Source organism: Sphingobacterium sp. JUb56, from assembly GCF_014191365.1.
GTDB lineage: Bacteria > Bacteroidota > Bacteroidia > Sphingobacteriales > Sphingobacteriaceae > Sphingobacterium > Sphingobacterium anhuiense.
Map to the genome: position 1 here is coordinate 501,462 of NZ_JACHWL010000001.1, position 15,599 is coordinate 517,060.

The 15,599-nt window shown below is 35.4% G+C and carries 14 protein-coding genes; 3 read left to right on the forward strand and 11 right to left on the reverse strand.

From position 1 onward, the window contains the following. Positions 1–515: 515 nt before the first annotated feature. From FHR29_RS01795 to FHR29_RS01805, 3 genes are read left to right on the forward strand one after another with little or no spacing between them, the layout of a single operon-like run. Positions 516–1,379 (forward strand): DMT family transporter, encoded by an 864-nt coding sequence (locus FHR29_RS01795; RefSeq protein WP_183912017.1) that lies wholly within the window; start codon positions 516–518, stop codon positions 1,377–1,379. Next, positions 1,376–1,993, forward strand: a complete 618-nt coding sequence (locus FHR29_RS01800; RefSeq protein ID WP_021191198.1) for a YigZ family protein — start codon at positions 1,376–1,378, stop codon at positions 1,991–1,993. The genes FHR29_RS01795 and FHR29_RS01800 overlap by 4 nt, the downstream gene beginning before the upstream one ends. Next, positions 1,990–2,844 (forward strand): nucleoside phosphorylase, encoded by an 855-nt coding sequence (locus tag FHR29_RS01805; RefSeq protein ID WP_168127447.1) that lies wholly within the window; start codon positions 1,990–1,992, stop codon positions 2,842–2,844. The genes FHR29_RS01800 and FHR29_RS01805 overlap by 4 nt, the downstream gene beginning before the upstream one ends. Positions 2,845–2,864: 20 nt before the next feature. On the opposite strand, the gene rodA is transcribed toward FHR29_RS01805, so the two are convergent. The 11 genes from rodA to FHR29_RS01860 form a co-directional block, all read right to left on the reverse strand. Beyond that, positions 2,865–4,130, reverse strand: coding sequence for a rod shape-determining protein RodA (rodA, locus tag FHR29_RS01810; RefSeq protein ID WP_183912019.1), 1,266 nt, complete (start codon positions 4,128–4,130; stop codon positions 2,865–2,867). After that, on the reverse strand, positions 4,123–6,099 hold the full coding sequence (mrdA, locus tag FHR29_RS01815) for a penicillin-binding protein 2 (RefSeq protein WP_183912021.1): 1,977 nt from the start codon (positions 6,097–6,099) through the stop codon (positions 4,123–4,125). The genes rodA and mrdA overlap by 8 nt, the downstream gene beginning before the upstream one ends. A 35-nt stretch (positions 6,100–6,134) precedes the next feature. Beyond that, positions 6,135–6,650: a rod shape-determining protein MreD gene (locus FHR29_RS01820; protein ID WP_132841317.1), complete on the reverse strand. Its 516-nt coding sequence runs from the start codon at positions 6,648–6,650 to the stop codon at positions 6,135–6,137. Next, the gene (mreC, locus tag FHR29_RS01825; protein WP_132772637.1) at positions 6,643–7,485 is read right to left on the reverse strand and encodes a rod shape-determining protein MreC; all 843 of its coding nucleotides are present in this window, start codon (positions 7,483–7,485) and stop codon (positions 6,643–6,645) included. Before mreC ends, FHR29_RS01820 begins: the two co-directional genes overlap by 8 nt. 89 nt (positions 7,486–7,574) lie before the next feature. Further along, the gene (locus FHR29_RS01830) at positions 7,575–8,600 is read right to left on the reverse strand and encodes a rod shape-determining protein (protein ID WP_021191193.1); all 1,026 of its coding nucleotides are present in this window, start codon (positions 8,598–8,600) and stop codon (positions 7,575–7,577) included. A gap of 173 nt (positions 8,601–8,773) precedes the next feature. Further along, positions 8,774–10,432, reverse strand: coding sequence for a M1 family metallopeptidase (locus tag FHR29_RS01835; RefSeq protein ID WP_183912023.1), 1,659 nt, complete (start codon positions 10,430–10,432; stop codon positions 8,774–8,776). Between the two features lie 83 nt (positions 10,433–10,515). After that, entirely contained in the window at positions 10,516–12,171 is a 1,656-nt protein-coding gene (locus FHR29_RS01840; RefSeq protein ID WP_183912025.1) for a DNA polymerase/3'-5' exonuclease PolX, read from the reverse strand. 1 nt (position 12,172) lies between these two features. Next, positions 12,173–13,492, reverse strand: coding sequence for an NAD(P)/FAD-dependent oxidoreductase (locus tag FHR29_RS01845; RefSeq protein ID WP_168127451.1), 1,320 nt, complete (start codon positions 13,490–13,492; stop codon positions 12,173–12,175). A 265-nt stretch (positions 13,493–13,757) separates the two neighbouring features. Then, the gene (locus FHR29_RS01850) at positions 13,758–14,087 is read right to left on the reverse strand and encodes a 2Fe-2S iron-sulfur cluster-binding protein (RefSeq protein ID WP_183912027.1); all 330 of its coding nucleotides are present in this window, start codon (positions 14,085–14,087) and stop codon (positions 13,758–13,760) included. A 3-nt stretch (positions 14,088–14,090) separates the two neighbouring features. Further along, the gene (locus FHR29_RS01855) at positions 14,091–15,095 is read right to left on the reverse strand and encodes an NAD(P)/FAD-dependent oxidoreductase (RefSeq protein WP_183912029.1); all 1,005 of its coding nucleotides are present in this window, start codon (positions 15,093–15,095) and stop codon (positions 14,091–14,093) included. 8 nt (positions 15,096–15,103) lie between these two features. Beyond that, a complete protein-coding gene (locus FHR29_RS01860; protein ID WP_132772649.1) occupies positions 15,104–15,538 on the reverse strand; it encodes a MarR family winged helix-turn-helix transcriptional regulator in 435 nt (144 codons plus the stop codon). Between the last annotated feature and the right edge of the window lie 61 nt (positions 15,539–15,599).

Genomic DNA, 15,599 nt, shown 5'->3' on the forward strand with positions numbered 1-15,599 from the left:
TTTTTATGAAAAAAATCAGTTTATTTTGTCTATTTTTTAAGTTTATTTTTGTGTTTTTTTTAAGTTTATTTATGTTATATTTTTGTTTTAAAAACACTATTTTATGTCATTAATTTGGTTGTTTATTTGTGTTTTTGTTTAGAATATATCGAAAATTAAGCTGAAAATTTTCAACATTTAGTCTCCGCAATGAGTTGATTAGGTATATCAAGGTGTGTTGCTTGTCATACGATCACTATTTAAGTTATGCATAAATAGAAGTCTATGTTATCGGAGATATTTCTCATATGACGGAACATAAAAACTACATCAATGACTAAGGCTGGATAGTGAGTAAGCTGTATCGCTGGAAAATTGCTAGCTAATTTTGATACCATTCACTAATTCCTATCTGAAGATAGCAACTGGCTTTTATCAGTTTTAGGTCTTCTAAATGTGAAATACGGGGAATATTTCGTAAAATTGAAGGAGAAGGCCTTAATAGCTTTAAACGGTTTTCGAAATTATTTAAGTTTATGATTTTTGTTTTATTAAGTGTTCTATGTAGTGTTACGGTCGCAGTGCTATTAAAGTATGCAAAACTACAGCAGGTAAGCACCAAACAAATTATTGTCTGGAATTATCCTGTAGCAGCAGTACTAACTTATTTTGTTTTAGAGCCAGACCTCGGAGATATACAGATTGGACAAATGCCTTGGGAATTGTATATTCTTTTGGCAATTTTACTTCCAACACTTTTTATTTTTATTGCATTGACAATTCAATACACAGGTTTGGTTAAAACGGAGATTGCACAAAGATTGTCTCTGTTTATTCCTTTAATGGCATCCTTTGTACTTTTTTCGGAAGTCATTACCTGGAATAAAGGAATTGGTATTCTAGTCGGTTTAGTTGCTATCATTTGTTCCATTGGTTGGCAAAAGGGGAATGTTAAAAATAACAATAAGATTGGTAGCCTGCTGTATCCTTTAATTGTTTTTATTGGAATGGGTGTTATTGACATTCTTTTTAAACAAATAGCGCTTCATCAATCTGTTCCTTATATTACAGCTATGTTTGTTGTTTTTTTATTGGCCATAGCTGTGGCGTTTCTATTTATGATTTATTTCTTAGCAATTGAAAAGCAGTCATTTTCTTTTAAATCTTTCGGATTTGGCATTGTATTGGGCTTTTTCAATTTTGGGAATATATTGTTTTATATGAAAGCTCATCGAGCAATTCCAGATAATCCTTCTATTGTTTTCACAGGGATGAATATTGGTGTAATTTCAATAGGGGCTCTGGTCGGTGTTTTATTATTTAAAGAAAAATTAAGTGCTATCAATAAATTAGGGCTAGCACTTTCTATTATATCAGTTTTAATTATAACATATTTGTGAGTTTATTTGAAGATACTTATCGTACAATTGAAAAAAGTGCAGAGGGAATATTTCGTGATAAAGGAAGTAAATTTATTTCCTATGCCTACCCATTCACAACGGAAGATCAGTTGAAGGAAATCATAGCAGATCTAAAAACCCTACATCCTAAAGCGAGACACCATTGCTGGGCATATCGAATTGGTCCGGATCGAACAGTATATCGGCTGAATGATGATGGAGAGCCTTCGGGGACGGCCGGTCGGCCTATTTTAAATGTATTACTATCACAAGATGTAACAAATATTATTGTGGTTGTAGTTCGTTATTTTGGAGGAACTTTATTAGGCGTCCCAGGTCTGATTAATGCTTATAAAACGGCGACTCAAGAGGTTTTATCTGCCGTAGAGATTGTAGAGAAAACTGTCAATGATATCTATAAAATTGAATTTGATTACTTAGCTATGAACGACGTGATGCGCGTGGTTAAAGAAGAGAATATAACTGTCAGTAAACAAGTTTTTGATAATACATGCTATATGGAAATTGAAGTACGAAAAATGCAGGTCAATTCGGTCATTACACGTTTTGATAAAATTGATAATTGTAAACTTTCTTATTTGCGGACAATATGATAAATGATTCAGAATTAATATTGAATAAAGATGGGAGTATTTATCATCTGAATTTAATGCCAGAAGATATTGCAGATACCATTATCACAGTAGGGGATCCTGACCGTGTAGTAAAGGTATCTCAGTATTTTGACCGTATTGAACTTCAGAAGGGAAAAAGGGAGTTTATTACACACACAGGATATATTGGTAATAAACGTATTTCTGTTATATCAACAGGCATTGGAACGGATAATATTGATATTGTCTTTAATGAATTGGATGCGCTCGTGAATATTGATTTTGAATCAAAAGCATTAAAGTCAAAGCTAACAAGTTTAAATATCATTCGAATCGGAACTTCTGGTGCTGTTCAATCGGATATTGAAATGGGAACGATTTTGGCTTCTTCATTTGGAGTAGGCTTTGATGCCCTGATGCAATATTATGTAAAACCCTATTCAGCTTATGAGAAAACTTTGGAAAGAGCAGTATGGGATGCTTTTCCGAATTTATATCTAAAGCCTTATGTTGCGGAGGCCAGTAAAAATTTATTAGCACAATATGCTTACGATTTGCCAAAAGGAGTGACGATGACTGCTCCTGGTTTTTATGCACCTCAGGGTAGGAATGTGCGTTCTGAAAATACGTTTCCTAATTTGATCCAATTGGCGAATAGCTTCAAGTCAGATGGTTTAAGAATAACAAATTTAGAAATGGAGACTGCTGGAATATATGCTTTATCCCGTATGTTTGGTCATCAAGCGCTATCTATTAATGCTATTTTAGCCAGCCGTGTAGCGGGACATTTTAGTTCAGAGCCAGATAAAGTCGTAGATCGTGCTATAAAAATGATTTTAGAACGTTTTTAAAAAATAGAAAAGGAGTTGTATTAAACAACTCCTTTTCTATTTGAATCAAATTTTAGCATGATGAAGAGTAAAATGGTGAAACTCCATAACGAAGATCCTCCATAACTTATGAATGGTAATGGAATACCAATGACAGGTACAATTCCTATTGTCATTCCTATATTAATAAAGAAGTGAAAAAATAGGATGGAAGCCACTCCATAAGCATAAATTCTTGCAAAAGCAGATCGCTGTCGTTCTGCTATATGAATGATGCGGAGCAATAATGTTAAGTATATCGCTATTAAAAATGTAGAGCCGACAAATCCCCATTCTTCACCCACTGTACAGAAAATAAAATCTGTACTTTGCTCGGGAACAAAATTGTATTTGGTCTGTGTACCTTGAAGATAGCCTTTACCCCAAAATTGTCCAGAACCAATTGCTATCTTAGATTGATTTAAATTGTAACCCTGTCCTCGTGGATCGTCCATTTTCCCAAGGATGATATCAATACGATTTCTTTGATGAGATTGTAAAACATGATTGTAGACAAGATCCACACATAATATGAATACAGACGAAGCGGCAAAAAGAATTCCTATATTAATTAAATTTTTCCGCTTTTTTCTAAACGTCCACATGAAAAAGCCGGCAATTAAAGCGAGTATGCCAATTAATATCCATGCATTTACGAGTAGTGCCATAACAAATAAGACAATACAGAGTCCTCCGAAAATAAGTAAGCTGTTATTGACATATCCTTCTCGATAGAATACAAAGATGAGGGAAAAGAAAGCTAGAGCAGAACCGGTATCAGGCTGAAGCATTACTAGGAATACGGGGAATAATACGATACCAGCACCGATGGCTAAAGTATGCATATTTGGATTTTTGTTGCTTTGAGAGCTTAGGTAGTTGGCCAAGAGGAGACAGGTTGCCAGTTTTCCAAATTCGGATGGTTGAAGCCTGAAAAAGCCTAGATCAATCCAAGCTTGATTTCCCCCCACGTTTTTCCCTACAACTAATACTGCAATCAATAATAGAATAACTAAAGCGTAGATAACAGGAGATGCTGAACTGAAAAATTTTGCATCGATAATCAGTATTGTTATTCCTAATACCAAAGCTGAGGCAATATACATGGACTGTTTACCATATCTTGTTGCCATATCAAACAATCCGGGATTTTCCGGATCATATACTGCCGCATGAATATTAAATAAACCGATTATACATAAAGCCAACCATAAGATAATGGTTAACCAGTCTATCTTTCCGAAAAAACTACTTTTTTGGTTATTCATGATTTCTCCTTACAGCACTATGGTGGACAATTGTTTCCTTTGGCATTACTGCAGCAATATGGTTAACGTTTTTTGTGGTATCTTTTTTAGATTTAGTTGAATCCGTTGTTTTCTTCAAATCTGCTTTCTTTGGGTCTGCTTTTGGAGCAGGCATAAAATTAGCATTGTAAATACGATCTTGAATATGCTTCGGCATTGTGATTGTATCCTTGATATATTTTTCAACCATCATACTAGCAATAGGGCCAGCCCATACACCACCATAACCGGCATTTTCAACAAAAACGGCAATGGCAATTTTAGGATTATCCCTAGGGGCAAATGCAAAGAATACAGCATGATCTTTACCATGGGGGTTTTGTGCTGTTCCTGTTTTTCCGCACATTTCAATACCAGCAATTCTATTTGCGAAGGCTGTTCCTTCGCCCATATTTACTGCTCTGCTTAATCCCTCTATTACCGGAGTATAATATTTAGCATCTACTCCTGCTGATATTTTTTCGGTAAACTCTTTCTTCACGATCTTTTTATCTCCGATACCTTTAATAAGGTGAGGGCGGTAATAAAAACCTCTATTTGCTACAATAGCCATAATATTTGCCATCTGGAGTGGAGTAACGCCCATTTCTCCCTGACCAATCGATAATGAAATATTAAAAGATGAACGCCACTTGTCGTTTCTATAACTTTTAGTAAAATGGTCAGATTTATATAATAAACCTCCTTTTTCGCCTGGTAGATCAATACCTAATTTATGACCGATACCAAATTTGGAAATTGCCTCATACCATAGATCGTATGCTTTCGGTCCTGACAAGCCTCTTGAATCAATCATTTTGGCATAAGTATACCCATAATAAGTATTACAAGAGACTTGAATGGATCTGATCAAAGAAGTTGCTCCATGGTAATGGGTACAGCGCATAAATCCTCTTCCGCCGCCATAGCTATAACCGTGTGGACAAAAGAAAGAGGTGTTCTCATCAATAACGCCAGCTTGTTGAGCAGTTAAGGCCGCAACAACCTTAAATACAGAGCCTGGGGGATAAGATGCTTGAATTGGACGATTAAATAAGGGATTACTTTCATTATTTAATAATTTCATTAAATTATTACCTGTTTCACGACCGACCATGTCATTTGGATTATAACTGGGACTACTTACATAAGAAAGAATTTCTCCTGTGGAAGGTTCAATGGCGACAATAGATCCCAACTTATTTTTCATCAGTTTTTCACCCAAGATCTGAAGTTCTTTGTCTAAAGAAGATACTAGACCTTCCCCAGAAACTGCCAAAGTATCATAGCGTCCTTCCATAAATACACCTTTAGGTCTATTTAGGGCATCGACCATGAGGTTTTTAACCCCTCTTTTTCCTCTTAATAAATCTTCATAAGAGCGTTCAACACCACTTCGGCCGATATAATCTCCTGGACGATAAAAGCCGTTCGACTTCTCAATGTCTTTTTCGTTTACCTCATTTACATAGCCCAGAAACTGTGCTGCGATACTATCCGGATAATTTCGCACAGTTCTATTTTGAACATAGAAACCTCTGAATCGATACAAATACTCTTGTAAATGGGCATACGTTCGGGATGATAGTTGTTTTTCAAAGATGGAGGCACGATAAGGGGAGTGTGCACGGGCTTTATCCATGCGTTTAATGAAACCTTCTTTGTCAATTTCAATCAATTGACATAATAGAGCCGTATCGATATCTTTTGCTTCTCTTGGCGTAACCATGAGGTCATATACAGGTTCATTTTGTACTAAAACCTGACCTTTACGATCTAAAATAACACCACGTGCAGGATATACTATAACCTTCCGCATGACATTGCTGTTAGCAGAATGTATATAGGAGTCATCTATAATCTGAAGATAAAATAGCCTTGCTATTATTAATAACGCTATACTAATAATAATGCCTTGAATGACAAATTTACGTGCAAAAAAACTATTCATAAATTCTTTTATCCTCTTTTTAAGCGATGGAATTACTAAATTCTACTCTTTCTTTTATAGAAAAGAAAACTAAAAATGAGTAGGATAACCATTGTAAAGATACAACTTAAACCAATAGTCGCTAATGTGTACTGAAACTGTTTGAAACTGAATGTTTCTAATGTGACAAGAACAAAGTGATGAATCAATGTTCCGAAAAAAGTATATGAAAAGAACCATTTAAAATTCATTTCACCTAAAATTGGTGTAATGAATGTATCCATATCGTTTTCAATTGTAATTTTCATAAAAAATACACGATAGGCGGCTAAGGCAACACAAGCTGCGGCATTGACTCCAAGTGTATCATAAAATACATCTACCGAAAGTCCGGTTAAAAATGCAACTGTAAATAATACAAAGTTCGGCATTCCGGTAGGAAGCAAAAAGATAAACAGAATATATGGAAAAGGACTTGCTAGATTATAATAGCCGATATTTTTAAACAAGAATACCTGCATGGCAATAAGTACCAAAAACCGAATGATATTAAAGAGTAATATTCTAGCCATTATCCTGATTCGTTTCTTCTAATTGTTTTAATTCTTTTGCCAATAAGTCTTTCACAACATATACATGGTGGAGGTTTGAAAAATTAGTACTCAAGAGAATTCTTAAATCTAAAAAAGAGTCTCCGGAAGATATTCCCGTTTCCACAACTGCGCCTACCAGTATACCTTTTGGAAAGTGGCCAGAGTAGCCTGAAGTGAACACTTTTTCCGCAGTCTTAACTTTTACGTGATTCGGGATTTCTTTGACCATTGCAAAACGGTAGTCTACGTTGCTGCCCCAAACTAAAGAACCAAATACATCTGTATTAGCTAATGTTACTGATATTTTTGTATCGGGATGAAGTAGAGACTGAACTGTCGAAAAGTGCGGTGTTACGTTGAGCACAATACCGACCACACCATTTGGAGCAATTACGCCCATTCCTTTTTCAATACCAGCTAAAGAACCTTTATTTAGGGTGAGATAATTACTTTTTTGGTGAATGCTATTATTTGTAACGCTTGCAATAATAAACTCATAACGTCCAAATTCACTACTATCAATAACCGGTCTTTTAGCCATGGCGACTGTATCAGTCGTCAAATAGTTTTCTAACTGCGTTCTCAAACTTGCATTTTCTTTTACAAGTTGATCATTTGTTTCTGTTAGTGACAGGTAGCTTTTCCATGAATTCACTTTTTGGTAAATATTGCCAATTATAGTGTTGGAAGAGTTTAATGCACTAGCACGCTGAAAGGTATTGTTAGTAACAACCAGAAACATAGAAAATCCAAAAAAAAGGATAAACCAAAAGAAAGCGTTATAACGTCTAAGGAATAACCAAAGGTTTCTCATTGTTTAATAATTATTACTTTGCTATTTAATAAAGAAGCGATATAGTGAAAAATCAACTATATCGCATATAAAATTTTATGTTGTGGCAATTATGATTGCATTAAGAACTTAAATCTGCCAATATTCTTTAATGCTATGCCTGTACCGCGCACTACTGCACGAAGAGGATCTTCTGCAATGTGTACCGGTAATTTAGTTTTAGCTTGAATCCTGCGATCTAATCCTCTCAATAGAGCACCACCACCTGTTAAGTAGATACCAGTTTGGTAAATATCAGCAGACAACTCTGGAGGCGTAATTTCTAAAGCTTTCAATATTGCTTCTTCAATTTTAGAAATCGATTTATCTAAACAATGTGCAATTTCTGTATATGAAACGGTGATCTGTTTTGGGATACCTGTCATGAGGTCACGGCCTTGAACGGCGAAATCCTCAGGTGGATCCTGTAATTCCGGAAGAGCTGCACCAACTTCAATCTTAATTTTCTCAGCTGTACGCTCACCGATCATGATGTTGTGCTGTCTACGGATATACTGTACAATATCGGAGTCGAAGTTATCTCCTGCAACACGGATTGATTGGTCGCAAACAATACCCGAAAGTGCAATTACTGCAATCTCTGTTGTTCCACCACCGATATCAATAATCATGTTACCCATTGGTTCTTCGACATCAATTCCGATACCTACTGCGGCAGCCATTGGCTCATGAATTAAATACACTTCTTTTGCTCCTGCAATTTCTGCAGAATCGCGTACGGCACGCTTCTCTACTTCAGTGATTCCTGAAGGGATACAAACCACCATTCTTAAAGAAGGGAAAAACCAACTCTTACCATTATTTACTAATTTTACCATACCACGAATCAAATGCTCTGCGGCAGTAAAATCTGCAATAACTCCATCACGGAGAGGACGTACTGTTTTTATATTATCGTGTGTCTTACCTTCCATTTGCATTGCCTGACGTCCGATTGCAATTACTTTGTTTGTCGTACGATCAAAGGCTACAATAGAAGGTTCATCAACTACTACTTTGTCATTATAGATAATTAAGGTATTTGCGGTACCTAAATCGATGGCAACTTCTTGTGTAAACCAGTTAAATAAACCCATTTGCTGTATTTTAAGCTACTTTTTATGAATATGCAAACCTACTAAAAATTATTAGTTTTTGTAGGTAAGTCTTGATTTTTTTTATTGATAATTTAGAACTCTTTTGCGGAGCTTTAAGGATGATAACAAGTAAACGTTAATTAAAGCATTTTCTTATGTTTTTAATGCAGAAATTAATTTTTCTGTATGTCAATGTAGTAATTAAAAGTGTCAATCTTTATATTTTCTTTGGTTAGATTGTGAATATTTAATGTTTGGTCGTTGTTCGTGATATTAATTGCTTTTAAATTATTATCTGCGGTACCAATATAGACCGGCATTTCAAAATTTTCGACTGTATTTTTCCACTTCGCCTGAACTTTTCCATCTGTTGTCTCTGAAATACATAACACAGGAATCAAAGTTGTCTTCACATATTGCTCAAATATGGAGTTGAAGTTTAAACCAGATTCTTGATTGATGAAATTGACAATATCATCATAATCAACCTGCTGATGGTAAAACTTAGCATTTAATCCTCTCAAAATAGATCGCCATTTATCATCGTCTGCTATAATTGTTCTAATCATGTTATGCAGTACACCACCTTTATTGTACATGTCTCCGGAGCCTTCATTATTAACATGATATTGTCCTTGAATCGGTGTTTTGTTTTGAATTGCTCTTCGATTGCCATGTATGTATTCTTGTCCAGCTTTTTTACCAAAATAGTAATCGATATAAAGTGCTTCTGAATAATTGGTAAAACTTTCATGAATCCACATGTCGGCAATATCCGATGCTGTGATATTATTTCCAAACCATTCGTGTCCGGCTTCATGTATGATGATAAAGTCCCACTTTAATCCCCATCCTGTTCCAGAACCATCTCTTCCCAAATAGCCATTTAAAAAACGATTGCCATACGCTATACCACTTTGATGTTCCATCCCTAAATGAGATGTTTCAATTAGTTTGAAACTGTCTTCATAAAAAGGGTAGGGGCCAAACCAATATTCAAATGCTTTTAACATCGGTTTTACATTGGCCTCGAAATGCGGTTTTGCCCGCTCTATATTTTCACGTAGTACGTAGTAGTCAATATCTAGCTTTCCTTTTTCACCATTGAAGCTATCTTGAAAATGTACGTAATCACCAATATTGATTGCAATGTTATAATTGTTAATGGGATTGGAAACAAACCAGTTGAATTTAGTTTTCTTCTTACCGATGCTTTCCGTATTACGGAGGCGACCATTAGAAACATTCATAAGTTCTTTAGGCACCGTTACAGAGATTAAGACGCTATCGGGTTCGTCTGACTGATGATCTTTATTGGGCCACCATAAGCTTGCTCCAATACCCTGATTTGCACTCGCTACCCAAGGTTTGTTATTGCTGTCTTTTTTCCAATCAAATCCGCCATCCCAAGGAGCTCTGTTGGCTTGATGTGGTGTACCTGAGAAATACACTAAAATAGAATCCAGTGTGTTTGCTTTAATCTGCGTTGGAAAATCTATAAAAACCGCATTAAATTCTCTTGTATACTTTAGCTGTTTACCCCTGTAAAGAATTTTATCAATTGCCATATTATCAAAAAGATCAATCTGGATGCGATTGAAATCTTGAATAGTTTTAAATTTAATGAGATTGCTTCCTGCAATGCTACGTTTTGGAATATTAATATCAACATCTAAGTGATAATAGGTGACATCGTAGCAGGTTCTTAAGGGAGTCAGTTGACCTCTTAAAGAATCTTTGCGGGAAAATTCATTTTTGTCCGATAATAATTGCCCATTTACAAGGAAGGGAGATAATAAAAGAAATAGAATTAAATAGGATAGATTTTTCAACGCTTATAATTTTAATATAAGTGTTAAATATAAGATAATTTGCCTATTTAAAAAAATGGGATCTTTTTTAAGAAATAGATCTATTAGCTTTTTTTATTAAAAAAGCTTTCAATTTCTGTTAATGAAAAGCTATTAAGGCAATTTTTAGCACTTAATCCTCCTTTTCTTGCGACAAATATCCCGTAATGCATATCAAGTAAGCCTTCCGTGCGGTGAGCATCTGGATTAATGGATAAAAGCACACCCTTTTCTAAGGCATAACGATGCCATCTCCAATCTAAATCAAGCCTTAACGGGTTGGCATTAATTTCAATCACAACGTTGTTAGTCGCACAAGCATCAATTATTTTTTTATAATCCAGTGGATAACCCGATCTACTTAATAAGAGGCGACCTGTTGGATGTCCTAATATCGTCGTGTAGGGATTTTCTATTGCTTTTAACAGTCTAGCAGTTGCTTTCTCTTCATCCATTTTTAGATTAGAGTGAACGGACGCAACTACAAAATCAAAACCTGCAAGAATTTCATCTGGATAATCTAACGAACCATCGGATAAAATATCTGACTCAATGCCTTTGAATATTTTAAAGGGAGCAAGTTGTTGATTAAGCTGATCGATTTCTTCCCACTGTTTTTGCACCCGCTCAATAGGTAGGCCATTGGCATATACAGCAGTTTTTGAGTGATCACAAATTCCGAAATAGCTAAGACCTAATTCTTCCTTTGTATATCTTGCCATTTCTGCTAAGCTATGCACACCGTCACTATAAGTCGAGTGATTATGTAAAGTTCCTTTAAGATCATCAAAATTGATCAATTTGGGTAATTGATGGTTTTTCGCCAAAAACACTTCATCCAGCCCTTCTCGAAGCTCAGGTTCAATATAGTCTAAGCCTTGTTTAGCATAGATTTCTTCTTCAGAACCTAAAGCTGTAACCAAAGTTAGATCGAGTAATTCTAAGTGCTTTTTAGAACCAGTGGTTAATATTAACTTTTGGTAAAATTCTGCTGTTGCTGATAGATAAATATGAAAGGAAAATCCTAATTCATCTCGAAATGAAATGTATTCAAGTTCCTCCTTTAGACTGTCAGCATAATTCGCATTTAGATAAGCTAAAGTAGTTTGTTTATCCGTATCCAATAAGATATCAACAGCGCTAAGTACTTCGCATTTTCGTCTAAAATCTCCAGTAAATGAAATCAGGGTAGGAGATAAGTTTTTTTGTAATGAAGCTAGTAAGTTGTTTGCATGGGATAATACCCTTGCATATAAAAACCAACCTTGATTGGATATGGAGAATTCGATGGATTTTTTAATATCCTCTTGTGTTTTTAGGCCAAAACCCTTAGCCTCAATGAGCCTATTTTCGTTGCAAGCATACAATAACTCACCAACACTTTCAATCTGGAGCTCAGTCCAGATAATTTGTATCTTTTTTGGACCTAAGCCTTTTATGTTAAGCATTTCCAAAATTCCTTCTGGAGTAATGCTTAACATCGCGTCTAGCTCATCGAACGAGCCAGTTTCGGCTAATTTTTTCACCTTCTCTGCAGTGCTTTTCCCGATACCGGGCTGACTGCTTATTTCTTCTAAAGAAGCTGTTTCCAGCAGAAAAGGTATTTTATCTAACTTAAAGGATGCACTGGCAATTGCTTTTGTTCTGAATGGGTTTACATTATGTAATTCCATCAGTTGGCTACATAACTTGAATTTTTTAGCAATTGTCTTATTATCCATTTTAGTTATTTTCTAATACTTGATCTTCTTGTTTTACCTCTGGCGCCGGCTGATTGAATTTATAGAAAATTAATCGAACACCCGAGTTCTTCGTGAAAAATTTCACTGTCCAGTTGATAAAGGTAATTACTTTGTTTCTAAAACCAAAAATAGACATTAAGTGAACAAACATCCAAACAATCCAACCAAAGAATCCATTAAAATGGATTTTACCCATATCGACTACAGCTTTCGCACGACCAATTGTCGCCATTGAGCCCTTATCAAAGTAAGAGAATTTTTCATTTGAACGGTTATCCATCACATTGCTAATGTGCTTGGCAACATATTTACCTTGTTGTTGTGCTACAGGTGCCACACCAGGTAATCCACGTGGTAAATCATCTGTGATAAATGCTGAAACGTCACCAATTGCGTATACATTTTCCATATCTAACACACGACATTGATCATCTGTTTGAATGCGGTTACCGCGTTGAATATTTTCTTTTTTGAAACCTTCAGGAAATTGTCCTGCAACACCTGCGCCCCAGATAACTGTTTTTGTTTCGATCGCACTACCATCACCAAAAGAGATTGCAGTACCATCAAAGCCCGTTACAGAAACATTTAGTAATATTTTAACACCTAATGCTTTTAAATATTTTTCAGAGTCTTCAGAAGATTTTTCTGACAAGTTTGCTAATACTTTACTTTGTCCTTCGACTAAGTAAACATTCATTTCTTCCTTGCGTAATTCTGGATAATCTTTTTCCAGAATATTATTTCTGATCTCAGCAATTGCTCCAGAAAGCTCAACACCAGTTGGGCCACCGCCTACAATTACAAAGTTTAAAAATGATTTGCGATCTTCCGGATTTGCAATTTGAACAGCTTTTTCAAGATTTTGTAGCACATAGCTCCGAATGTTTAAAGCTTCTTGAATACTTTTCATTGGTAACGCATATTTTGCAATTTGCTGATTTCCAAAGAAATTTGTTGTTGCTCCAGTAGCAACCACTAAGTAATCATATTCAAAATCACCGATATTCGTTTGAACAGTCTTGTTGGACGAGTCAATATGATTAACTTCTGCAATTCTGAAACTAAAATTCTCCTGAGATTTGAACATCTTACGGATAGGGAAAGAGATCGAATCTGCAGATAATGTACCTGTAGCTACCTGATACATTAAAGGTTGGAAGGTATGAAAATTATTTCTGTCTAATAATAGTACTTCTACTTCCTTATTTTTTAACTTTTTAGCAACTTCAATTCCACCAAATCCAGCACCAATAATGACCACTTTTGGGAATTTTCTATCTGAACGATTGCTTAGCATATTATTTGAAATTTATATAAAATATTCGGAAAATTGTAATCCTTCTGCAAATATCTTAATTTTTCACTCAAAAAACTAAAATATCTTTATATATACTTGCTTTTTATTGTCATATTTATTGATAACTCACTCTTTTAATATATCTCTTGTTTTATTACTCCTTGTTAATCAGTGTTTTGTAAACCGTATTAATTGCATGGTTTATTAATACGGCTTGTCTCAAAAAATGAAAAAAAGTGTGTAGAAAGTACACTTTGATAATTTATTACTGTAATGCTCCTCTTATTTTAATACTTAGGCCGTTATTTTCATTTGTTAACCGCAGCTGGCATGCTAGTCGGCTATCATCATTAGCATCGGGTAAAGTATCGAGCATATCGAGCTCTTGGTCTTGAGGTTCGGACAAGTTTTCACCTCCAGATTTGATTTCAACATGACAAGTTGCACAAAGTGCCATGCCTCCACAGGTAGCTAAGACCTCATAATCGCATGCTTTTAGCAATTCCATTACGGATAAGTTGACATCCGTAGGAACTTCGATTGTTTGAACAGTTCCATCCCGATCTTCAATTTCTATTTCAATAATATTGTCCATAATTTAAAAAGTATTGATGCCATTAACAGTTGTATATTTGAAGCTTAGTTTTTGATCTGGATACACATATTTAAAAGCACTTTGAGCCATTAATGCCGCTTCATGATATCCACATAAAATTAACTTTAATTTACCTGGATAGGTATTGATATCTCCTATAGCATAAATGCGTTCTACATTTGTCGAATAATCAACTGTGTTTACTACGATAGCACTCTTGTCAATATTTAAGCCCCAGTCCGCAATAGGTCCTAATTTTGGGGTTAGCCCAAATAGCGGTATAAAATAATCCGCTTCCATTTTGACTTCTTCTTTTTGTTTATTGACTGCAATGACATGCGATAAGCTATCTGAGCCGTGTACATCTGCCAGGTTGTGGGACAGTAAGAGGTTGATGGCCCCTTTTTGAGCTAGATGATAAACCTTTTCGGCAGAGTCTGGCGCTCCTCTAAAGGAGTCACTTCTGTGAATTAATGTTACTTCCTTTGCGATATCGGCTAAGTAAATCGTCCAGTCTAGAGCAGAGTCGCCACCACCCGCGATGATGATCTTCTTGTCACGATACGTTTCTGGATTTCTGACCATGTAATCAACACCTTTTCTTTCATACTTAACTAAATTAGCAAGTTCAGGTTTTCGGGGTTCAAAGCATCCTAAGCCGCCTGCTATAACAACAACTCGGCAGTGTATACGTGTTCCTTCTGAACTTACGACCACATATGAACCATCTTCCTGCCTTTCTAAGCCTTCAACACGCTCGCCGAGTGTAAAAGTGGGATTGAATGGTTCGATCTGTTTCATCTGATTGTCAATCAACTCTTGAGCACGGATAGTCGGGTAGCCCGGTATATCGTATATCGGCTTATGCGGATATATTTCAGACAACTGACCTCCAACTTGAGGTAAAACATCAATGAGGTGACATTTCATCTTTAACAAACCTGCTTCAAATACAGCAAATAGACCCACTGGTCCGGCTCCTATAATACATATGTCTGTTGTTATCATATCAAATGTTAATTACTTAAGTTATTATAAATTTTGTCTAGAATACGTGTGAAAGAACTAAAGTCTTCGTCTGTTAGATTTTCCCAAGCTTTCATGCGAATGCTGGAAACGATGGGAGAGTAGTTTTCTACTTTTTTTCGACCTTCCTCTGTTAGGTGCAAGTGGATACTTCGCCTGTCAGAGGGATGGATCACTCGTTCTGTTAATCCTTTTTTTATTAACAGATCAACAATTCGGGTGAGCGTAGGTTGATCTTTGCAACATTTTTCAGCAAGTTCTTTTTGCAATAGATTATCATTCTCATAAAGTGTCTTCATGATGGTCCACTGATCTACGGTGATATCAAAATCATTATCTGTAAAAGAATTTTGTGCAAATTGTTTTACTTTTTTTGCTGTTCTTTCTAATATGAAAGAGTATCGATTGAATTTTTCGTCTTGCATTTAAAATATTTGTATTGCTAATATTTAGTACAACAAATATAATCATTAAATACTTAGTGCA